18 protein-coding genes are annotated in these 20850 nt (G+C 58.4%); 14 read left to right on the top strand and 4 right to left on the bottom strand.

Annotated features, from left to right (window positions below; all coding sequences use genetic code 11):
• Positions 1-190: 190 nt before the first annotated feature.
• From WHX55_RS23180 to WHX55_RS23165, 4 genes are all read right to left on the bottom strand, one after another.
• The gene (locus WHX55_RS23180) at positions 191-931 is read right to left on the bottom strand and encodes a YciK family oxidoreductase (protein ID WP_007999919.1); all 741 of its coding nucleotides are present in this window, start codon (positions 929-931) and stop codon (positions 191-193) included.
• Positions 932-1080: 149 nt separating this feature from the next.
• Positions 1081-1752 (bottom strand): N-acetylmuramic acid 6-phosphate phosphatase MupP, encoded by a 672-nt coding sequence (gene mupP, locus WHX55_RS23175; RefSeq protein WP_150758252.1) that lies wholly within the window; start codon positions 1750-1752, stop codon positions 1081-1083.
• A gap of 4 nt (positions 1753-1756) precedes the next feature.
• The gene (gene ubiG / locus WHX55_RS23170) at positions 1757-2455 is read right to left on the bottom strand and encodes a bifunctional 2-polyprenyl-6-hydroxyphenol methylase/3-demethylubiquinol 3-O-methyltransferase UbiG (RefSeq protein WP_008148706.1); all 699 of its coding nucleotides are present in this window, start codon (positions 2453-2455) and stop codon (positions 1757-1759) included.
• 58 nt (positions 2456-2513) lie between these two features.
• A complete protein-coding gene (locus tag WHX55_RS23165; RefSeq protein ID WP_150758251.1) occupies positions 2514-3848 on the bottom strand; it encodes a TRZ/ATZ family hydrolase in 1335 nt (444 codons plus the stop codon).
• Between the two features lie 108 nt (positions 3849-3956).
• On the opposite strand from WHX55_RS23165, the gene mtnA reads away from it, so the two are divergent.
• The 14 genes from mtnA to rfbA all read left to right on the top strand — a co-directional run bounded on the left by mtnA (position 3957) and on the right by rfbA (position 20696).
• Complete coding sequence (gene mtnA / locus WHX55_RS23160; protein ID WP_056727166.1) at positions 3957-5033, top strand: S-methyl-5-thioribose-1-phosphate isomerase; 1077 nt, start codon at positions 3957-3959, stop codon at positions 5031-5033.
• A 437-nt stretch (positions 5034-5470) separates the two neighbouring features.
• Positions 5471-8125 (top strand): DNA gyrase subunit A, encoded by a 2655-nt coding sequence (gyrA, locus tag WHX55_RS23155; RefSeq protein ID WP_056727165.1) that lies wholly within the window; start codon positions 5471-5473, stop codon positions 8123-8125.
• 249 nt (positions 8126-8374) lie between these two features.
• Positions 8375-9460 (top strand): 3-phosphoserine/phosphohydroxythreonine transaminase, encoded by a 1086-nt coding sequence (gene serC, locus WHX55_RS23150; RefSeq protein ID WP_150726237.1) that lies wholly within the window; start codon positions 8375-8377, stop codon positions 9458-9460.
• A complete protein-coding gene (gene pheA, locus WHX55_RS23145) occupies positions 9460-10554 on the top strand; it encodes a prephenate dehydratase (protein WP_102700283.1) in 1095 nt (364 codons plus the stop codon). The genes serC and pheA overlap by 1 nt, the downstream gene beginning before the upstream one ends.
• Positions 10555-10567: 13 nt before the next feature.
• Complete coding sequence (gene hisC / locus WHX55_RS23140; RefSeq protein WP_353741393.1) at positions 10568-11680, top strand: histidinol-phosphate transaminase; 1113 nt, start codon at positions 10568-10570, stop codon at positions 11678-11680.
• 28 nt (positions 11681-11708) lie between these two features.
• Positions 11709-13916: a bifunctional prephenate dehydrogenase/3-phosphoshikimate 1-carboxyvinyltransferase gene (locus WHX55_RS23135; RefSeq protein WP_353743078.1), complete on the top strand. Its 2208-nt coding sequence runs from the start codon at positions 11709-11711 to the stop codon at positions 13914-13916.
• Entirely contained in the window at positions 13913-14602 is a 690-nt protein-coding gene (gene cmk / locus WHX55_RS23130; protein WP_007973641.1) for a (d)CMP kinase, read from the top strand. Before WHX55_RS23135 ends, cmk begins: the two co-directional genes overlap by 4 nt.
• 120 nt (positions 14603-14722) lie before the next feature.
• Positions 14723-16414 carry a 30S ribosomal protein S1 gene (gene rpsA, locus WHX55_RS23125; RefSeq protein ID WP_007973639.1) on the top strand — a complete coding sequence of 564 codons (1692 nt, stop codon included), beginning with the start codon at positions 14723-14725 and terminating at the stop codon, positions 16412-16414.
• A 210-nt stretch (positions 16415-16624) separates the two neighbouring features.
• The gene (locus WHX55_RS23120) at positions 16625-16909 is read left to right on the top strand and encodes a hypothetical protein (RefSeq protein WP_150726240.1); all 285 of its coding nucleotides are present in this window, start codon (positions 16625-16627) and stop codon (positions 16907-16909) included.
• Between the two features lie 149 nt (positions 16910-17058).
• Positions 17059-17364 carry an integration host factor subunit beta gene (gene ihfB / locus WHX55_RS23115; RefSeq protein WP_150758246.1) on the top strand — a complete coding sequence of 102 codons (306 nt, stop codon included), beginning with the start codon at positions 17059-17061 and terminating at the stop codon, positions 17362-17364.
• A 16-nt stretch (positions 17365-17380) separates the two neighbouring features.
• Positions 17381-17617, top strand: coding sequence for a DUF1049 domain-containing protein (locus WHX55_RS23110; RefSeq protein WP_353741392.1), 237 nt, complete (start codon positions 17381-17383; stop codon positions 17615-17617).
• A 225-nt stretch (positions 17618-17842) separates the two neighbouring features.
• Positions 17843-18919, top strand: coding sequence for a dTDP-glucose 4,6-dehydratase (gene rfbB, locus WHX55_RS23105; RefSeq protein ID WP_150758244.1), 1077 nt, complete (start codon positions 17843-17845; stop codon positions 18917-18919).
• Positions 18916-19809, top strand: a complete 894-nt coding sequence (gene rfbD, locus WHX55_RS23100) for a dTDP-4-dehydrorhamnose reductase (protein WP_353741391.1) — start codon at positions 18916-18918, stop codon at positions 19807-19809. The genes rfbB and rfbD overlap by 4 nt, the downstream gene beginning before the upstream one ends.
• Positions 19806-20696 (top strand): glucose-1-phosphate thymidylyltransferase RfbA, encoded by an 891-nt coding sequence (gene rfbA, locus WHX55_RS23095; RefSeq protein ID WP_151214611.1) that lies wholly within the window; start codon positions 19806-19808, stop codon positions 20694-20696. Before rfbD ends, rfbA begins: the two co-directional genes overlap by 4 nt.
• Positions 20697-20850 lie beyond the last annotated feature (154 nt).

Genomic DNA, 20850 nt, shown 5'->3' with positions numbered 1-20850 from the left:
ACTTAGAGCGAAAGTCGTGCCATTCGGTTCATCCGAATAAAATCTGTTTTAAATCAAGCGGTTGATGTTCGTTCGCTACCTGTGTAGTGCAGAGTGTGACGTTTGTTTGACAGATGCCTGGCTCGAGTCCGGGAGCCTTCGAGTGCCGCGACAGGAAGCTGGCGCGGCACCAAAAAGCGACGTGCGGTCGTTACTGGGCGTTGAACGCCTGGCCATTGATACCAGTGCTGTCCGGGCCCATCAGATAGAGGTAGACCGGCATGATCTCCTCGGGCGTCGGGTTGTTCAGCGGATTTTCGCCCGGGTAAGCCTGGGCGCGCATGCTGGTGCGGGTAGCGCCCGGGTTGATGCTGTTGGAGCGTACCGGGGCCACGGTATCGACTTCGTCAGCCAGGGTTTGCATCAGGCCTTCAGTGGCGAATTTGGAGACACCGTAAGCGCCCCAGTACGCACGTCCCTTGCGGCCGACGCTGCTGGAGGTGAACACCACCGAGGCATCCTGCGACAGCTTGAGCAGCGGCAGCAGTGTGCTGGTGAGCATGAACATGGCGTTGACGTTGACTTGCATGACCCGCATGAAGTTTTCGCCGGAAAGCTGCTCGATCGGCGTGCGCGGGCCGATGATCGAAGCATTGTGCAGCAGGCCGTCGAGATGCCCGAATTCGCTTTCGATCATCGCCGCCAGCTCATCGTATTGATGGGGCAGGGCGGTTTCGAGGTTGAACGGGATCACCGCCGGTTGTGGATGGCCGGCGGCTTCGATTTCGTCGTAGACCTGGGTCAGGTTGGCTTCGGTCTTGCCCAGCAACAGCACGGTTGCGCCGTGGGCCGCGTAGGTTTTTGCCGCTGCGGCGCCGATGCCGCGTCCTGCGCCGGTGACCAGAATGACCCGATCCTTGAGCAGTTCGGGGCGGGCGGAATAATCAAACATAAAAAACCTCAACAAATCAGAAGACAGCGGCCCTTGTAGGAGCGAGCTTGCTCGCGATGGTCGTCAACGATTACGCGTAAAGCCTGACACCCAGCGGCGTTCTCAGGTTATTCGCGAGCAAGCTCGCTCCTACAAAAAAGCGATTCGACTCAGCAGCTGCAAAGCGCGCTATCAAGCACCTTGCGCAACTCCAGCGGATGATCGACCACCACATCCGCACCCCAATGCCGCGGATTATCATCCGGGTGGATATAGCCGAAGGTCACCGCAGCAGTCTTGGTGCCGGCATCGCGGCCTGACTCGATGTCGCGCAGGTCATCGCCGACGAACAGCACGCTGGCCGGATCCAGGTCGAGCATCTTGCAGGCGAGGATCAGCGGTTCCGGGTCCGGTTTGCTGTTTTTTACATGATCCGGGCAGATCAGCAGCGCCGAGCGTTCAGCCAGCCCCAGCTGTTGCATGATCGGCTCGGCGAAGCGCAGCGGCTTGTTGGTGACCACGCCCCAGACCAGGTTGGCCTTCTCGATGTCCGCCAGCAGTTCGCCCATGCCGTCGAACAGTTTGCTGTGGACTGCACAACCCACGAGGTAGCGCTCCAGGAATTCCAGGCGCAGTTCCTCGAACCCCGGCGATTCCGGGTCCATGGCGAAGGTCACCGCGACCATCGCCTTGGCGCCGCCGGAAATCTCGTCGCGGATGTGCTTGTCGTTCATCGGTGGCAAGCCACGGTCGGCACGCATCGCCTGACAGATCGCAATGAAGTCCGGCGCGGTGTCGAGCAGGGTGCCGTCCATGTCGAAAAGAACTGCTCTGATTGGCATCGGCTTACTCCTCGCGCAGGGTCTGGATCATGTAGTTGACGTCCACGTCGGAGGCCAGTTTGTAGTGCTTGGTCAGCGGGTTGTAGGTCAGGCCGATGATGTCCTTGACGGTCAGGCCGGCCATGCGGCTCCAGGCGCCGAGTTCGGAAGGGCGGATGAATTTCTTGAAGTCGTGGGTGCCGCGCGGCAGCAGCTTCATGATGTATTCGGCGCCGACGATGGCGAACAGGTACGCCTTCGGATTGCGGTTGATGGTCGAGAAGAACACCTGGCCGCCGGGCTTGACCATACGGAAGCAGGCACGGATGACCGACGACGGGTCCGGCACGTGCTCAAGCATTTCCAGGCAGGTGACCACGTCGAACTGCTCGGGCATTTCCTCGGCCAGGGCTTCGGCGGTGATCTGCCGGTACTCGACGCTCACGCCCGACTCCAGCTGATGCAGTTGGGCAACCGCCAACGGCGCTTCGCCCATGTCGATACCCATCACGGTCGCGCCGCGCTGAGCCATGGCTTCGCTGAGGATGCCGCCGCCGCAACCGATGTCGAGGACCTTCTTGCCGGCCAGATTGACGCGCTCGTCAATCCAGTTGACTCGCAGCGGGTTGATGTCGTGCAGCGGTTTGAATTCGCTTTCGCGGTCCCACCAGCGATGGGCCAGGGCCTCGAATTTGGCGATTTCGGCGTAGTCGACGTTGCTCATGGTTTAAGTCCTCTAAAACTTGAAAAATCCTGTTGCCCCGGATTGTGCTCCAGGGTGCTTACGATTCGGTGCGGCCACTGATGCGCTGGCCCCAGGCCTTTGCGACAGTGCCAAGCTGTTGTTCATCCAGGCGTGTCAGGCGACGGTCGTCGAGCAACTGCTTGCCGGCAACCCAAAGGTGTTTCACGCAGTCCCGGCCGGTAGCGTATATAAGCTGCGAAACCGGGTCGTAGACCGGCTGCTGAGCCAGGCCCGAGAGATCGAAAGCCACCATGTCCGCCGCTTTGCCGATTTCCAGCGAGCCGACTTCGGCCTCGATACCCAGTGCCCGGGCGCCATTGAGGGTGGCCATGCGCAAGGCACGATGGGCATCCAGTGCGGTGGCCGAGCCGGCGACAGCCTTGGCCAGCAGAGCCGCGGTGCGGGTTTCGCCGAGCAGGTCCAGGTCATTGTTGCTGGCCGCGCCGTCGGTGCCGACCGCAACATTGACCCCGGCCTGCCACAAACGCTCGACCGGGCAGAACCCGCTGGCCAGCTTGAGGTTCGACTCGGGGCAATGAATCACATTGCTGTTGCTTTCTACCAGTAGCGCCAGGTCTTCTTCGCTGACCTGGGTCATGTGAACCGCCTGGAAGCGTGGCCCGAGCAAGCCTAGGCGCGCCAGTCGGGCCAGCGGGCGTTCACCGCGCTGCTCGACCGATTGCTGCACTTCAAACGCCGTTTCATGTACGTGCATGTGGATCGAGGCGTCCAGTTCTTCGGCAATTACCCGGATTTTTTCCAGGTTATCATCGCCCACGGTGTAGGGTGCATGGGGGCCGAAGGTGATTTTGATGCGCTCGTGGTGCTTGAGATCGCCAAACAGTTCAACGCCCTGACGAATGGCTTCGTCCGCTGTAGCGGCACCCGGAATAGGGAAATCGAGGATCGGAATCGCGATCTGCGCACGAATGCCGCTGTTGTGCACGCGCTCACTGGCAACCTTCGGGAAGAAGTACATGTCAGAGAAACAGGTGATGCCGCCTTTGATTTGCTCGGCGATGGCCAGATCCGTGCCGTCGCGCACGAAGTCCTCGTCGACCCACTTGGCTTCGGCGGGCCAGATGTGGTTTTCCAGCCAGGTCATCAATGGCAGGTCATCGGCCAGGCCACGGAACAGCGTCATCGCCGCGTGCCCGTGGGCATTGATCAGGCCGGGGCTGAGCAGCATGTCGGGCAATTCGCGGGTTTCGGTTGCGTTAAGCTTCAGCGCGGCGGAACGTGGGCCGATAAACACGATGCGTCCATCACGGATGCCCACGCCATGTTCCTTGAGGACAACACCAGCAGGTTCGACGGGTACCAGCCAGGTCGGCAGCAATAACAGGTCGAGCGCAGCGGCAGTGTTCGGCATCGAGGGTCGGTTCCAGTGCTTTTGTATAGGATGGCGAAGTATACCCGAGCGTCTTCGCGGGGGGATCGCTATAATCGGCGGCTTTTGTTCATGAGTGCGGGGTGAGGGATGCGCGATCGACTGTTGGCTGCGGAAAAGGTAAAGGCCATCGATTGGCGTGATGGCGCTCTCCATCTGCTGGATCAGCGTATTTTGCCGTTCGAGGAAACCTGGATTGCCTACACCAGCGCCGCTGGCGTGGCCGAGGCCATTCGCTCGATGGTGGTGCGTGGCGCGCCGGCCATCGGCATTAGTGCAGCCTATGGCATCGTACTGGCGGCCCGCGCCCGGATTGCCGAAGGTGGTGACTGGTACGCTGCACTGGAAGAGGATTTCATGCTGTTGGCCGATTCCCGTCCTACTGCGGTCAACCTGTTCTGGGCGCTGGGCCGCATGCACGACCGGCTTGATCGCCTGAAGGACAATGCCGATCCGCTGGAGGTGCTGGAGGCCGAGGCCATCGCCATTCACGAAAGTGATCGCGAAGCCAATCTGACCATGGCGCAACTGGGTGTCGATCTGATCCGCAAGCATCAGGGCAACGCTCAGGCGATCCTCACCCACTGCAATACCGGCGCGCTGGCCACGGGCGGCTTTGGTACCGCGCTGGGGGTGATTCGTGGGGCTTTCATCGAGGGTATGGTCGAGCAGGTCTATGTCGACGAAACCCGCCCATGGCTGCAGGGGTCGCGGCTGACCGCGTGGGAACTGGCCAATGAAGGCATTCCCGTGACCCTCAATGTCGATTCCGCCGCAGCCCATATCATGAAGACCAAAGGCCCTACCTGGGTCATCGTCGGCGCTGACCGGATCACCGCCAATGGCGACGTGGCCAACAAGATCGGCACCTATCAACTGGCCGTCAACGCCATGCACCACGGCGTGCGCTTCATGGTGGTGGCACCGAGTTCGACCATCGACATGAATCTGGCCAGTGGCGATGACATTCCAATTGAAGAACGTGATGGTCGCGAGTTGCTGGAGGTCGGTGGCAAGCGAGTCGGCGCTGATGTCCATGCCTTTAACCCGGTATTCGACGTGACGCCGGCGGACCTGATCGATGCGATCGTCACCGAAAAAGGCATCGTCGAACGCCCGGATACGGCGAAAATGGCGCAGTTGATGTGCCGTAAGCGTCTGCATTGATCATCGCTGGCGTCTGAGGAATCGCCATCGCGAGCAGGCTCGCTCCCACAGTTGATCGAGGTGTGACCGCAATTGTCGGCACAATAAAGAACCACTGTGGGAGCGAGCCAGCTCGCGAAGAGGCCCTCAAAGCCCACGAATCAGCCAGATCCTGCCCTGAATTCCCCTTTCAAAACGGCTCTAAGCCTCTCTCGTCCCCTTCAAGCCTGTCACCGGTCAACTAACTACTCTCCATGCGCATCTGGGGGATAGGTGCGTGGCGGCTCTTGTGATAACATCCGGCGGTTTCCAGGGTTGCCCGAAGTGGCGACCCGTACTGCGCAGATCCATGGCATAACTCGTTGATTTGTTGTAAGCCAATGCATGGCACTGAGCCTGCAGCGGCGAGCTTCGTTGGTCCTGACGAAGTTTCACCAGAAAAAGGAATCAGGCTTCTCATGGGCGAACTGGCCAAAGAAATCCTCCCGGTCAATATCGAAGACGAGCTGAAGCAGTCCTACCTCGACTACGCGATGAGCGTAATTGTCGGGCGGGCACTGCCGGATGCGCGCGATGGCTTGAAGCCCGTGCACCGGCGCGTGCTGTTCGCGATGAGCGAGCTGGGCAACGACTTCAACAAGCCGTACAAGAAATCTGCCCGTGTTGTCGGTGACGTGATCGGTAAGTATCACCCGCACGGTGATACCGCGGTGTACGACACCATCGTTCGGATGGCACAGCCATTCTCCCTGCGCTACCTGCTGGTAGACGGCCAGGGCAACTTCGGTTCGGTGGACGGCGACAACGCCGCGGCCATGCGATACACCGAAGTGCGCATGACCAAGCTGGCGCATGAGTTGCTGGCTGACCTGCATAAAGAAACCGTGGACTGGGTGCCGAACTACGACGGCACCGAAATGATCCCGGCGGTCATGCCGACCCGTATTCCCAACCTGCTGGTCAACGGCTCCAGCGGTATCGCCGTGGGCATGGCGACCAACATTCCGCCGCACAACCTCGGTGAAGTCATCGACGGTTGCCTGGCGCTCATCGACAACCCCGAGCTGACCGTCGATGAACTGATGCAATACATCCCCGGTCCGGACTTCCCGACCGCCGCGATCATCAACGGTCGCGCCGGCATCATCGAAGCTTATCGCACCGGTCGCGGGCGCATTTACATGCGCGCCCGCTCGATGATCGAAGACATCGACAAGGTCGGTGGCCGTCAGCAGATCGTCATCACCGAGCTCCCTTACCAGTTGAACAAGGCGCGTCTGATCGAGAAGATCGCCGAGCTGGTCAAAGAGAAGAAGCTTGAAGGCATCACCGAACTGCGCGACGAGTCCGACAAGGACGGTATGCGCGTCGTGATCGAGTTGCGTCGCGGCGAAGTGCCTGAGGTCATCCTCAACAACCTCTACGCCCAGACCCAGCTACAAGCAGTGTTCGGTATCAACATCGTCGCGCTGATCGACGGCCGTCCGCGGATCCTGAACCTCAAGGACCTGCTGGAAGCCTTCGTTCGTCACCGCCGTGAAGTGGTGACCCGTCGTACCGTGTTCGAACTGCGCAAGGCGCGCGAGCGTGGTCACATCCTTGAAGGTCAAGCGGTTGCCCTGTCGAACATCGACCCGGTCATCGCCCTGATCAAGGCGTCGCCAACGCCGTCGGAAGCCAAGGAAGCGCTGATCAGCACCCCTTGGGAATCCTCGGCCGTGGTGGCAATGGTCGAGCGTGCCGGCGCCGATTCGTGCCGTCCGGAAAACCTCGATCCGCAATACGGTCTGCGCGACGGCAAGTACTTCCTGTCGCCAGAGCAGGCGCAAGCCATTCTGGAGCTGCGTCTGCACCGCCTGACCGGTCTGGAACACGAAAAACTGCTGGCCGAGTATCAAGAGATCCTCAACCAGATCGGCGAGCTGATCCGCATCCTCAACAGCGCCACGCGCCTGATGGAAGTGATCCGCGAAGAGCTGGAAGTGATTCGCGCCGAGTACGGCGACGTGCGTCGTACCGAAATCCTTGATGCCCGTCTCGACCTGACCCTGGGTGACATGATCCCGGAAGAAGAGCGCGTCGTGACCATTTCCCACGGTGGCTACGCCAAGACCCAGCCGCTGGCTGCGTACCAGGCCCAGCGTCGTGGCGGTAAAGGCAAGTCGGCGACCGGCGTCAAGGATGAGGACTACATCGCTCACCTGCTGGTTGCCAACAGTCACACCACGCTGCTGCTGTTCTCCAGCAAGGGCAAGGTGTACTGGCTGAAAACCTACGAAATCCCAGAAGCGTCCCGCGCTGCCCGTGGTCGTCCGCTGGTCAACCTGTTGCCGCTGGATGATGGTGAATACATCACCACCATGCTGCCGGTCGAGGAATACACCGAAGGTCACTACATCTTCATGGCCACCGCCAACGGCACCGTGAAGAAGACCCCGCTGGAATCCTTCAGCCGTCAACGCAGCGTCGGCCTGATCGCGCTGGAGCTGGATGAAGGCGACGTATTGATCAGCGCGGCCATCACCGATGGCGAGCGCGAAGTGATGCTGTTCTCCGACGGCGGCAAGGTTACCCGCTTCAAGGAATCCGACGTTCGCGCCATGGGCCGTACCGCCCGCGGTGTGCGCGGCATGCGTCTGCCGGAAGGGCAGAAGCTGATTTCCATGCTGATCCCGGAAGAAGGCAGCCAGATCCTCACCGCTTCGGCGCGTGGCTACGGCAAGCGCACGGCGATCACCGAGTTCCCTGAGTACAAGCGTGGCGGTCAGGGCGTTATCGCCATGGTCAGCAACGAACGTAACGGCCGTCTGGTCGGTGCGGTCCAGGTACTCGATGGCGAGGAGATCATGCTGATTTCCGACCAGGGCACCCTGGTGCGCACCCGTGTCGACGAAGTGTCCAGCCTGGGTCGTAACACCCAGGGCGTGACCCTGATCAAACTGGCCAACGACGAAACACTGGTCGGGCTGGAGCGGGTTCAGGAGCCGTCGGAAGTCGAGGGTGAAGAGCTGGAAGGTGAAGAGGGTGAAGGGTTTGTCGGTGAAGTCGTGATCGACGACGTTGCCGAAGACCAGCAACTCGACGCCGCCGCTGACGAAGAACCACAGGAATAAGCGGGTAAGCAGGGGGCGGATGAAAATTCGCCCCCTTGTTGTTTGTCCGTAACGAAATATCGACACCACTGGAGATCCCTTGTGGGAGCGAGCCTGCTCGCGATGCAGGCGCCGCGGTACGTCTGAAGTATCGCGGTGATGCAATCGCGAGCAGGCTCGCTCCCACAGACCCCTGTTTCAACAGGGACCCGGTGTCGGCTGATAATGTGATTTATTGCGTGATACCACCAAATCAGAGCGAGATTGGATGTGAGCAAGAGAGCCTATAACTTCTGTGCCGGTCCTGCGGCGCTTCCCGAAGCTGTCCTGCAGCGCGCCCAGGGTGAACTCCTCGACTGGCACGGCAAGGGTCTGTCGGTCATGGAAATGAGCCATCGCAGCGATGAGTTCGTGTCCATCGCCACCAAGGCCGAGCAGGATCTGCGTGATCTGCTGAATATCCCCTCGAACTATAAAGTGCTGTTTCTGCAAGGTGGCGCCAGCCAGCAATTTGCTCAGATTCCTCTGAACCTGTTGCCGGAAACCGGCTCTGCCGACTATATCGACACCGGTATCTGGTCGCAGAAAGCCATCGAAGAAGCTTCGCGCTACGGCCACGTCAATGTTGCCGGCACCGCCAAACCTTACGACTACTTCGCCATTCCCGGCCAGAACGAATGGAAGCTGTCGAAAGACGCGGCCTACGTTCACTACGCACCGAACGAAACCATCGGCGGCCTGGAATTCCAATGGATTCCGGAAACCGGCGATGTTCCACTGGTGGCCGACATGTCTTCGGACATCCTGTCGCGCCCGGTAGATGTTTCGCGTTTCGGCATGATCTACGCCGGTGCCCAGAAAAACATCGGTCCGAGCGGCATCGTCGTCAACATCGTTCGCGAAGACCTGCTGGGTCATGCGCGCTCCATTTGCCCGACCATGCTCAACTACAAGGTCGCGGCCGATAACGGTTCGATGTACAACACCCCGCCGACCCTGGCCTGGTATTTGTCCGGCCTAGTGTTCGAGTGGCTCAAGGAGCAGGGCGGCGTAGAAGCCATCGGCAAGCTCAACGAAGTCAAGCAGCGCACGCTGTATGGCTTCATCGATGCCAGCGGCCTGTACAGCAACCCGATCAACAAGTCGGATCGCTCGTGGATGAACGTGCCGTTCCGCCTGGCTGATGATCGTCTGGACAAGCCGTTCCTGGTCGGTGCCGACGAGCGTGGCCTGTTGAACCTCAAGGGGCACCGTTCCGTGGGCGGCATGCGCGCCTCCATCTATAACGCCGTCGACATCAACGCGGTCAATGCGCTGGTTTCGTACATGGCAGAGTTCGAGAAGGAACACGGCTAATGTCTGAGCAAGAACTCAAGGCACTGCGCCTGCGCATTGATGCCCTGGACGAAAAGGTCCTGGAGCTGATCAGTGAGCGTGCGCGCTGCGCCCAGGAAGTCGCGCGAGTAAAGATGGCCTCGCTGGCCGAAGGCGAAGTGCCGGTGTTCTATCGTCCTGAGCGTGAAGCTCAGGTGCTCAAGCGTGTCATGCAGCGTAACCAGGGGCCGCTGGGCAACGAAGAAATGGCGCGGTTGTTCCGCGAAATCATGTCTTCGTGCCTGGCGCTCGAGCAGCCGCTGAAAGTGGCTTACCTCGGCCCTGAAGGTACGTTCACTCAAGCCGCCGCAATGAAACACTTCGGCCACGCCGTGATCAGCAAGCCGATGGCGGCGATCGACGAAGTGTTCCGTGAAGTGGCAGCCGGTGCGGTGAATTTTGGCGTGGTGCCGGTGGAAAACTCCACTGAAGGCGCGGTCAACCACACCCTCGACAGCTTCCTCGAACATGACATGGTGATCTGCGGTGAAGTCGAGCTGCGTATCCACCATCACCTGTTGGTCGGTGAAAACACCAAGACGGACAGCATCAGCCGCATCTACTCCCACGCCCAGTCACTGGCCCAGTGCCGTAAGTGGCTGGACGCCCATTACCCGAATGTCGAGCGCGTGGCGGTGTCCAGCAACGCCGAAGCGGCCAAACGGGTCAAGGGTGAGTGGAACTCGGCGGCGATTGCCGGCGATATGGCGGCCGGCCTGTATGGCTTGACCCGTCTGGCCGAGAAAATCGAGGACCGTCCGGATAACTCCACGCGCTTCCTCATGATCGGCAACCAGGAAGTGCCGCCGACTGGCGACGACAAGACCTCGATCATCGTTTCGATGAGCAACAAGCCGGGTGCGCTTCACGAGTTGTTGGTGCCGTTCCACGACAATGGCATCGACCTGACGCGAATCGAGACTCGTCCGTCGCGCAGCGGTAAATGGACCTACGTGTTCTTCATCGACTTCGTCGGCCATCATCGTGACCCGCTGGTCAAAGGTGTGCTGGAAAAGATCAGTCAGGAAGCAGTGGCACTCAAGGTGCTGGGTTCCTACCCGAAAGCAGTTCTCTAAGGGGCGGTAGCAAATGAGTGGCAATTTCCTCGCTCTGGCACAGCCGGGCGTGCAACAACTTTCGCCTTACGTTCCGGGCAAGCCCGTGGACGAACTGGCGCGTGAGCTGGACCTCGATCCAGCCAGCATCGTCAAACTGGCGAGCAACGAAAACCCGCTGGGCGCTGGCCCCAAGGCGCTGGCGGCGATTCGCGATGCGCTGCCCGAGCTGACCCGTTATCCGGACGGCAACGGTTTTGCGCTCAAGAGCCTGTTGGCCGAGCAGTGCCGCGTCGAACTCGACCAGGTCACGCTGGGCAACGGTTCCAACGACATCCTGGAGCTGGTTGCGCGTGCCTATCTGGCGCCGGGCCTGAATGCCGTGTTCAGCGAGCATGCGTTCGCGGTCTACCCGATTGCCACTCAGGCGGTCGGCGCACAGGCCAAGGTGGTTCCAGCCAAGGATTGGGGGCATGACCTGCCTGCCATGCTGGCGGCGATCGATGCCAATACCCGTGTGGTGTTCATCGCCAACCCGAACAACCCGACCGGGACCTGGTTCGACGCCGAGGCGCTGGACGAATTCCTGCAGGATGTGCCGGAGCATGTGCTGGTCGTGCTGGACGAGGCTTACATCGAATACGCCGAAGGCAGCGATCTGCCGGACGGCCTGGACTTCCTGGCGGCTTATCCGAACCTGCTGGTTTCCCGTACCTTCTCCAAGGCCTATGGCCTGGCAGCGCTGCGCGTGGGTTATGGCTTGTCCACGGCGGTGGTCGCAGACGTGCTGAACCGTGTACGCCAGCCGTTCAACGTCAACAGCCTGGCCTTGGCCGCGGCCTGTGCGGCGTTGAAGGACGAAGAGTATCTGGCGCAAAGCCGTCAGTTGAACGAGTCCGGCATGCAGCAACTGGAAGCCGGTTTCCGTGAGCTGGGGCTGAGCTGGATTCCGTCCAGGGGCAATTTCATTTGTGTCGATCTCGGTCAGGTCGCGGCCCCGGTGTTCCAGGGCCTGCTGCGTGAAGGTGTGATCGTGCGTCCGGTGGCCAACTACGGCATGCCGAACCACCTGCGCATCACCATTGGCCTGCCAGCAGAGAACAGCCGCTTCCTCGAAGCGCTGACCAGGGTTCTGGCTCGTGGTTGATGTCACTGCGCTGCAATCTGCTGAACCTATGATCGGTCGCCTGGTGGTGGTCGGTCTCGGGTTGATTGGCGGTTCGTTTGCCAAGGGTTTGCGTGAAAGCGGTCTGTGCCGCGAAGTGGTCGGGGTCGATCTCGATCCACAATCACGCAAGCTCGCGGTCGAGTTGGGTGTGGTGGATCGCTGCGAGGAAGACCTGGGCGTTGCTTGTCAGGGCGCCGACGTCATCCAATTGGCGGTGCCGATCCTGGCCATGGAAAAAGTGCTCGCGCGTCTGGCGGGCATGGATCTGGGGCAGGCGATCCTGACCGATGTCGGCAGTGCCAAGGGTAATGTGGTGCGTGCGGCCACCGAAGCATTTGGCAAGATGCCATCATGCTTCGTGCCGGGGCACCCGATTGCCGGTTCCGAGCAGAGTGGGGTGGAGGCTTCCAACGCCGAACTGTTCCGCCGCCACAAAGTGATCCTGACGCCGCTGGGTCAGACCGATCCGGCAGCCTTGGCGGTAGTCGACCGTTTGTGGCGCGAACTGGGTGCCGATGTCGAGCACATGCAGGTCGAGCGTCACGACGAAGTGCTGGCCGCGACCAGCCATCTGCCGCACTTGCTGGCGTTCGGTTTGGTCGACTCACTGGCCAAGCGCAATGAAAATCTTGAGATCTTCCGTTACGCTGCGGGCGGTTTCCGCGATTTCACAAGAATCGCCGGAAGCGACCCGGTGATGTGGCACGACATCTTCCTCGCCAACCGCGAAGCTGTCCTGCGCACACTCGATACATTTCGCAGCGATCTCGACGCCTTGCGCGACGCGGTCGATGCAGGGGATGGGCACCAATTGTTGGGCGTTTTCACTCGCGCCCGGGTTGCCCGCGAGCATTTCAGTAAAATCCTGGCCCGCAGGGCCTATGTGGACGCTATGAATTCCAACGATCTGATTTTCCTGGCTCAACCTGGTGGCCGCCTGTCCGGTCGGATTCGCGTACCGGGTGACAAATCGATTTCCCACCGTTCGATCATGCTTGGCTCCCTGGCCGAAGGCGTCACCGAAGTCGAAGGTTTCCTGGAGGGCGAAGATGCCCTGGCGACCTTGCAGGCATTCCGTGACATGGGCGTGGTCATCGAAGGTCCGCACCACGGTCGCGTGACCATTCACGGCGTTGGCCTGCATGGCCTGAAGCCGGCACCGGGCCCGATCTACCTGGGTAACTCCGGTACTTCGATGCGTCTGCTGTCCGGCCTGCTGGCTGCTCAGAACTTCGACAGCACCCTGACCGGCGACGCTTCGCTGTCCAAGCGCCCGATGAATCGCGTGGCCAATCCGCTGCGTGAAATGGGCGCGGTGATCGAAACCGCCGCCGAAGGTCGTCCGCCGATGGTTATCCGTGGTGGCAACAAGCTCAAAGGTTTGACCTACACCATGCCGATGGCCAGTGCCCAGGTTAAGTCCTGCCTGCTGTTGGCCGGCCTGTACGCCGAAGGCAAGACCACGGTTACCGAGCCTGCTCCGACCCGCGACCATACCGAGCGCATGCTGCGCGGTTTCGGCTACCCGGTTTCGGTCAACGGTGCGACCGCATCGGTCGAATCCGGCAGCAAGCTGACCGCGACCCACATTGAAGTGCCGGGCGATATCTCGTCTTCCGCGTTCTTCCTGGTGGCTGCTTCGATCGCCGAAGGTTCGGAGCTGGTGCTTGAGCACGTCGGCATCAACCCGACTCGTACCGGTGTGATCGACATCCTGCGCCTGATGGGCGCCGACATCACCCTGGAAAACCAGCGTGAAGTGGGTGGCGAACCAGTAGCGGACCTGCGCGTACGTGCAGCTAAACTCAAAGGTATCGAGATTCCCGAAGCGTTGGTTCCGCTGGCTATCGATGAATTCCCGGTGCTGTTCGTCGCCGCGGCCTGCGCCGAAGGGCGCACCGTGCTGACCGGCGCTGAAGAGCTGCGGGTCAAGGAATCGGATCGTATCCAGGTCATGGCTGATGGCTTGCTGGCGCTGGGCGTCAAGTGCGAGCCAACCCCGGATGGCATCATCATCGACGGCGGCCAGATCGGCGGCGGTGAAGTACACGGCCATGGTGATCACCGTATCGCCATGGCGTTCAGCGTTGCTTCGCTGCGCGCCAGTGCGCCGATCCGCATTCATGATTGCGCCAACGTCGCGACGTCGTTCCCGAATTTCCTGGCGCTGTGCGCACAGGTCGGTATTCGCGTGGCACAAGAGGCACAGTCGTGAACAACATTGCACCGGTCATCACCATCGATGGGCCAAGCGGTTCGGGCAAGGGCACAGTAGCCGGGATTCTGGCCAAGCGCCTGGGCTGGAACCTGCTGGATTCCGGTGCGTTGTACCGATTGCTGGCCTTCGCTGCGCATAACCATGGTGTCGACCTGACCAACGAAGAGCTGCTGAAGAAACTCGCCGCTCATCTGGATGTTCAGTTCATCGCTGCGACGGACGGTCAGTTGCAACGCATCATTCTGGAAGGCGATGAAGTCAGCGATGTCATTCGCACCGAAAGCGTCGGTTCCGGCGCTTCCCAGGTGGCTGCGCTGCCGGCTGTACGCGAGGCGCTACTGCAGCGCCAGCGAGCATTTCAGGAAGCGCCGGGCCTTGTGGCGGATGGTCGCGACATGGGCACAGTGGTTTTTCCTGACGCGCCGCTGAAGATTTTTCTGACCGCCAGCGCCGAGGAGAGGGCGCGCCGTCGATATTTGCAGTTGAAGGGCAAGGTCGAGGGTGTTAGTCTGTCGAGTCTGCTAGATGAGATACGTGCGCGCGATGAGCGTGACACCCAGCGAGCGGTAGCCCCGCTCAAACCGGCGGCTGACGCCATACAGCTGGATTCCACGGAATTATCCATCGACCAGGTGCTGGAACGCATCATGAGCGAGATCGCCATTCGCGATATCGCCGGGTGACCAAGAAGGCCGCAGGGGACCAGTCATAGTCCTGCGGTGGCTTCTTTTAAATGAAACTAACCCACACCGTCTGGGGTGTGGAGATGGGCGTATTCTTCGCCCTCATCAACAGGAATTAAAATGAGCGAAAGCTTTGCGGAACTCTTTGAAGAAAGCCTAAAAACCCTGAACCTTCAGGCAGGCTCCATCATCACCGGTGTTATCGTTGATATCGATTACCAGGCTCGCTGGGTAACCGTTCACGCTGGCCTGAAGTCTGAAGCACTCATCCCGCTTGAGCAGTTCTACAACGACGCTGGCGAACTGAACATCAACGTCGGTGACGAAGTTCACGTTGCTCTGGACTCGGTTGAAGACGGCTTTGGTGAAACCAAGCTGTCCCGTGAAAAAGCCAAGCGCGCTGAATGCTGGATTGTTCTGGAAGCAGCCTTCGCAGCCGAAGAAGTGGTCAAGGGCGTTATCAACGGTAAGGTTAAAGGCGGCTTCACTGTCGACGTTAACGGCATCCGTGCGTTCCTGCCAGGTTCTCTGGTTGACGTCCGTCCAGTGCGCGACACCACGCACCTGGAAGGCAAAGAGCTGGAATTCAAGGTCATCAAGCTGGACCAGAAGCGCAACAACGTTGTCGTTTCCCGTCGCAGCGTCCTGGAAGCCGAGAACTCCGCCGAGCGCGAAGCTCTGCTGGAATCCTTGCAGGAAGGCCAACAAGTCAAAGGTATCGTCAAGAACCTCACCGATTACGGCGCATTCGTCGATCTGGGTGGCGTCGATGGCCTGCTGCACATTACCGACATGGCTTGGAAGCGTATCAAGCATCCTTCCGAAATCGTCAACGTTGGCGACGAGATCGATGTCAAGGTTCTGAAGTACGATCGCGAGCGCAATCGTGTTTCCCTGGGCCTGAAGCAACTGGGCGAAGATCCATGGGTTGCTATCAAAGCCCGTTACCCAGAAAGCACTCGCGTTACCGCGCGTGTAACCAACCTGACCGACTACGGCTGCTTCGCTGAGCTGGAAGAAGGCGTTGAAGGTCTGGTACACGTTTCCGAAATGGACTGGACCAACAAGAACATCCACCCTTCGAAAGTCGTACAAGTCGGCGACGAAGTGGAAGTTATGGTTCTGGACATCGACGAAGAGCGTCGTCGTATCTCCCTGGGTATCAAGCAGTGCAAATCTAACCCATGGGAAGATTTCTCTGGCCAGTTCAACAAGGGCGATAAAATCTCCGGCACCATCAAGTCGATCACCGATTTCGGTATCTTCATTGGTCTGGACGGCGGCATCGACGGTCTGGTTCACCTGTCCGACATCTCCTGGAACGAAGTGGGCGAAGAAGCCGTTCGCCGCTTCAAGAAGGGCGACGAGCTGGACACCGTTATCCTGTCGGTTGACCCAGAGCGCGAGCGCATTTCCCTGGGTATCAAGCAACTGGAAAGCGATCCGTTCTCCGAGTACGTTCAAGAGAACGACAAAGGCGCCATCGTTAAAGGCATCGTGAAGGAAGTTGACGCTAAAGGCGCCATCATCACTCTGGCCGACGATATCGAAGCGACTCTGAAAGCCTCCGAAATCAGCCGTGACCGCGTTGAAGACGCGCGCAACGTTCTGAAAGAAGGCGAAGAAGTAGAAGCCAAGATCATCAGCGTTGACCGCAAGAGCCGTGTAATTCAGCTCTCGATCAAGTCGAAAGACGTTGAAGACGAGAAAGAAGCAATCCAGAGCCTGCGCGACAAGCCAGTAGCTACTGATGCTCCTGTGGCCACCACTCTGGGTGACCTGCTGCGTGCACAAATGGAAAAACAGAACTAAGTTCTGACTTTCTGTAAAAAAGGGCGACTTCGGTCGCCCTTTTTTGTGCCTGGCGTTTGGTGAATTACGTGCGGATGTAGTTGCTTGGGGTGTGAACCAAAAACGCCGAAAGAAGGTCTGAATGTTTAGTCGGATCAAACGCTTATTTGCAGCTAGTCTTTAGCCTGAGGCTAATGATCGCCCGATAGGCTTTCTGGCAAAAGGACGTGAATGAACAAGCTCATTGTCGCAGTAGCGGTGCTGGTGCTGGCGGGTTGTACCACCAATGCCAAAACTCACGCAGTGCGTGGGGTTAGTGGTATTGAGGTGGATTGTTCGGGGCTCGGTTCGAAATGGGAGAAGTGTTACAAGCGTGCGGCCAAGGAATGCAAGGGGGCGGGCTACCAGGTTGTGGCAAGGTCTGATGATCTGAAGGAGGAGGATGAGGAAGGGGGGCTTTTCGGGTTCAACCCGGCAGGTTTCCTGACGCGCACTATGTTGGTGATTTGCCGATGATGTGCTGATGGCTCAGAGTCTTCCCGTCCCGGGAATCAAGCATTTTGGAGGGCTGGGGCAGATGGCAAAACTCAGGCTGTTCAAAAACGTTCGGGCGTGCTAAAACCTTTGAAGCGCTGACCTAGCTGCTTGAAAAAGAAGGGAAAAATATGACGAAGTCGGAGTTGATCGAACGAATTGTCACCCATCAAGGGCTGCTCTCATCCAAGGATGTGGAGTTGGCCATCAAGACCATGCTTGAGCAAATGTCCCAATGTCTGGCTACCGGGGATCGCATCGAGATCCGGGGGTTTGGCAGTTTCTCTCTGCACTACCGTGCACCACGGGTCGGCCGTAATCCGAAAACCGGCCAGTCTGTCAGTCTCGACGGCAAGTTCGTTCCTCACTTCAAGCCAGGTAAAGAGCTGCGTGACCGGGTGAATGAAGAAGAAGAGGATGGGCATTACGGTCTTTGATTTCAAGGAGTTGGCAATGCGTAACCTAAAGCGCGTCATGCTCGTGGTATTCGTACTGTTACTGGTATTGGCGATTCTCGCGTTCGTGCTCGAGAACCAGCAGTCTGTTTCATTGTTATTTCTTGGCTGGTCGGGGCCGCAGCTACCCGTTTCAATGGCGGTACTGTCGGCGCTTATGGTGGGTATGGTGATCGGACCTATGTTGCATTGGTTCCTGGGTCGCATATCTTCAAGGTCCAAATACCCAGGCTGATTGCGGCGCATGCTGGGTAACGTGTTTCCTGTTAGCCACTGCTTGTCTGCATCCATTAGTAAAAACGTCATTAAGCTGTAAAATGCTTTGCTTGTCCGAAAACGGCTGGTTCCGAGGTCGGTCGGACTGACTCTGCAGGCAGCCGCGGGTGCCGGCTTTTGCATTCATGGATTAGACAGTGCTCGGTTTGGCGGCCCTGTCAGTAACTCAAGGGTATGGTTTCGCGTGAAAATTCTAGTTACCGGCGGCGCCGGATTTATCGGTTCGGCGGTCATCCGCCATATCATCTCCAGCACTTCCGATTCTGTCGTTAATGTCGATAAGCTCACTTATGCGGGTAACCTTGAGTCCTTGGCAGGAGTCAGCCAGGACTCGCGATACCTGTTCGAACACATTGATATTTGTGACCGTGACCAAGTCGACCGAGTTTTGCGCGAGCATCAGCCGGACGCCATCATGCACTTGGCCGCAGAATCTCATGTCGATCGTTCTATCTCCGGTCCATCGGAGTTTATCCAGACCAATATCATTGGCACGTACACCCTACTGGAAGCAGCACGTCACTATTGGGCAGCACTCGACGGTGCGCGCAAAGCCGGATTTCGTTTCCATCATATTTCGACAGATGAAGTCTACGGAGACCTCGAAGGGCCCGAAGACCTCTTTACCGAAACCACGCCCTATCAGCCAAGTTCACCGTACTCCGCCAGCAAGGCCAGTTCTGATCACCTGGTTCGTGCCTGGGCGCGCACCTATGGCTTGCCAACCCTGGTAACCAATTGCTCGAACAACTATGGCCCATGCCACTTTCCCGAGAAGTTGATTCCGCTGATCATCCTCAATGCACTGGAAGGCAAGCCGCTTCCAGTTTACGGTAAAGGCAACCAGGTCCGTGACTGGCTTTACGTCGAAGATCACGCCCGAGCGCTATATAAAGTTGTCACTGAGGGCGTTGTTGGCGAGACATACAACATCGGTGGTCATAACGAAAAGCAGAACATTGAAGTGGTTTATACCCTGTGTGCCTTGCTTGACGAACTTCGTCCAGATTCCGCGCACCGGCCGCATGCCAGTCTGATCACCTACGTTCAGGATCGTCCCGGGCACGACCAGCGATACGCCATCGATGCCAGCAAAATCCAGCGCGAGCTGGGCTGGACTCCGGAAGAAACCTTCGAAACCGGCATCCGCAAGACGGTTGAATGGTATCTGGACAACACCGAGTGGGTAGAGCACGTCAAGAGCGGCAGCTATCAGCAGTGGCTCGACTTGAACTACACGGATCGCTCGAGCAAAGCATGAAAATCCTTCTGTTGGGAAAAAATGGTCAAGTGGGCTGGGAGCTGCAACGCTCCCTTGCACCTTTGGGTGAGCTGATCGCATTGGACCGCCGTGCGAATGATGGTTTGACGGGAGATATTTCCAATCTCGATGCCTTGCGCGCCACAATCCGCAAGGTCAAACCTGATGTCATCGTCAATGCGGCGGCCTACACTGCCGTGGACAAGGCCGAGTCCGAAACTGAATTGGCAGACAGAGTGAACAGTCTGGCAACCCAAGTCATGGCTGAAGAGGCCGCATCCTCGAATGTATGGCTGATTCACTATTCCACCGATTATGTTTTCAACGGCCAGGGCTCCACCCCTTGGCAGGAGACAGATGCTGTCGCCCCCGTAAATCATTACGGTGCCTCCAAGCTCGCGGGAGAGCAGGCTATAACTGCATCCGGATGTAAGCACCTGATTTTCCGTACCAGCTGGGTCTACGGAGCTCGCGGTAACAACTTCGCCAAGACTATGCTGCGTCTGGCCAAGGATCGAGAAACACTGAGCGTCATTGCGGACCAGATCGGAGCCCCCACTGGTGCCGACCTGATTGCAGATGTGACGGCGTTGGCCATCCAGCAAGCCGTCCAGCGTCCGGAGCTGTCAGGTCTATATCACTTGGCAGCAAGCGGTGAGGTTTCCTGGCACGGTTATGCCCGCTATGTGATCGAATTTGCCAAGGCCAATGCCGAGCAACTCGCCGTCACAGCTGTAGATCCCATAGAAACCACCGCGTATCCAACGCCTGCACGCCGTCCTTTGAATTCGAGGCTGAATACTCGGAAACTGCGTGATAATTTTTCTCTGCACTTGCCGGATTGGCAAAGTGGCGTAACCCGAATGCTTATGGAAGTTCTGAACAAATGACAACAACAAATCGTAAAGGCATCATTCTAGCCGGTGGTTCGGGAACTCGGCTCCACCCGTTGACGCTCGGTGTTTCCAAGCAGATGCTGCCGATATACGACAAGCCAATGATTTTTTACCCGCTGTCGGTGCTCATGCTTGCCGGGATGCGTGAAATTTTGATCATTTCCACCCCGGAAGATCTACCGTGCTTCCGCAAGTTGCTGGGTGATGGCAGCCTTTATGGCATCAAGCTTGCCTACGCGGAACAACCAAGCCCGGATGGTCTTGCGCAAGCATTCATCATAGGTGAGGAATTCATCGGCAAAGATCCATGCTGCCTCATCTTGGGGGATAACATTTTTTACGGTCAGCACTTCTCGGACAAACTCCGTTCCGCCAGTGCTCAAACTCATGGTGCGACAGTTTTCGGGTATCACGTTTCCGATCCCGAGCGATTCGGCGTGGTGGAATTTGATTCCTCAGGCCGTGCCTTGAGTATTGAAGAGAAACCGCTCACGCCTAAATCCAGCTACGCGGTGACTGGTTTGTATTTCTTCGACAATCAGGTTGTCGAGATAGCAAAAAATATCAAGCCGTCCGAACGTGGCGAATTAGAGATTACCGATGTCAATCGTGTCTATCTCGAGAAAAAGACTCTCAACGTTGAAATGCTCGGTCGCGGGTTTGCATGGTTGGATACCGGTACTCATGATTCACTGCTTGAGGCCAGCCATTTTGTGCACACCATCGAGCAGCGTCAGGGGTTGAAGGTGGCTTGTCTGGAAGAAATTGCTTACAACAGTGGCTGGATAACTGCTGAGCAGTTGGGATCTCAAGCTGATGCACTGAAGAAGACTGGCTATGGTCAGTACCTGCAAAGGCTGTTGGTCTTGCCTTCCCTGTGAGATGGTCGCGAATCGTTCGCTTCGGCCCGCGCTCGTCAGAGAGTTTCAGTCGCTGCTAATAGCTGGTAGTACTGCGGATCGCCTGGTTATTGTGATGATTCGTATCGATAGAATGCGAAAGAAATAAAGCGCGCGTCCTATCTACAATGAAAAT

The sequence above is a fragment of the Pseudomonas fluorescens genome (assembly GCF_040448305.1).
Classification (GTDB): domain Bacteria; phylum Pseudomonadota; class Gammaproteobacteria; order Pseudomonadales; family Pseudomonadaceae; genus Aquipseudomonas; species Aquipseudomonas fluorescens_BH.
This window is presented reverse-complemented; position numbering and strand designations above follow the sequence as displayed.

What these genes read in the sequence shown, in the direction of transcription:
- mtnA (WP_056727166.1), top strand. Translation starts at nt 3,957, where the DNA reads ATGCGCGATCGACTGTTGGCTGCGGAAAAGGTAAAGGCCATCGATTGG.
- mupP (WP_150758252.1), bottom strand. Translation starts at nt 1,752, where the DNA reads ATGCCAATCAGAGCAGTTCTTTTCGACATGGACGGCACCCTGCTCGAC.
- WHX55_RS23165 (WP_150758251.1), bottom strand. Translation starts at nt 3,848, where the DNA reads ATGCCGAACACTGCCGCTGCGCTCGACCTGTTATTGCTGCCGACCTGG.
- WHX55_RS23120 (WP_150726240.1), top strand. Translation starts at nt 16,625, where the DNA reads ATGAACAAGCTCATTGTCGCAGTAGCGGTGCTGGTGCTGGCGGGTTGT.
- WHX55_RS23110 (WP_353741392.1), top strand. Translation starts at nt 17,381, where the DNA reads ATGCGTAACCTAAAGCGCGTCATGCTCGTGGTATTCGTACTGTTACTG.
- pheA (WP_102700283.1), top strand. Translation starts at nt 9,460, where the DNA reads ATGTCTGAGCAAGAACTCAAGGCACTGCGCCTGCGCATTGATGCCCTG.
- gyrA (WP_056727165.1), top strand. Translation starts at nt 5,471, where the DNA reads ATGGGCGAACTGGCCAAAGAAATCCTCCCGGTCAATATCGAAGACGAG.
- rfbA (WP_151214611.1), top strand. Translation starts at nt 19,806, where the DNA reads ATGACAACAACAAATCGTAAAGGCATCATTCTAGCCGGTGGTTCGGGA.
- hisC (WP_353741393.1), top strand. Translation starts at nt 10,568, where the DNA reads ATGAGTGGCAATTTCCTCGCTCTGGCACAGCCGGGCGTGCAACAACTT.
- rfbD (WP_353741391.1), top strand. Translation starts at nt 18,916, where the DNA reads ATGAAAATCCTTCTGTTGGGAAAAAATGGTCAAGTGGGCTGGGAGCTG.
- ihfB (WP_150758246.1), top strand. Translation starts at nt 17,059, where the DNA reads ATGACGAAGTCGGAGTTGATCGAACGAATTGTCACCCATCAAGGGCTG.
- ubiG (WP_008148706.1), bottom strand. Translation starts at nt 2,455, where the DNA reads ATGAGCAACGTCGACTACGCCGAAATCGCCAAATTCGAGGCCCTGGCC.
- WHX55_RS23135 (WP_353743078.1), top strand. Translation starts at nt 11,709, where the DNA reads ATGATCGGTCGCCTGGTGGTGGTCGGTCTCGGGTTGATTGGCGGTTCG.
- WHX55_RS23180 (WP_007999919.1), bottom strand. Translation starts at nt 931, where the DNA reads ATGTTTGATTATTCCGCCCGCCCCGAACTGCTCAAGGATCGGGTCATT.
- rpsA (WP_007973639.1), top strand. Translation starts at nt 14,723, where the DNA reads ATGAGCGAAAGCTTTGCGGAACTCTTTGAAGAAAGCCTAAAAACCCTG.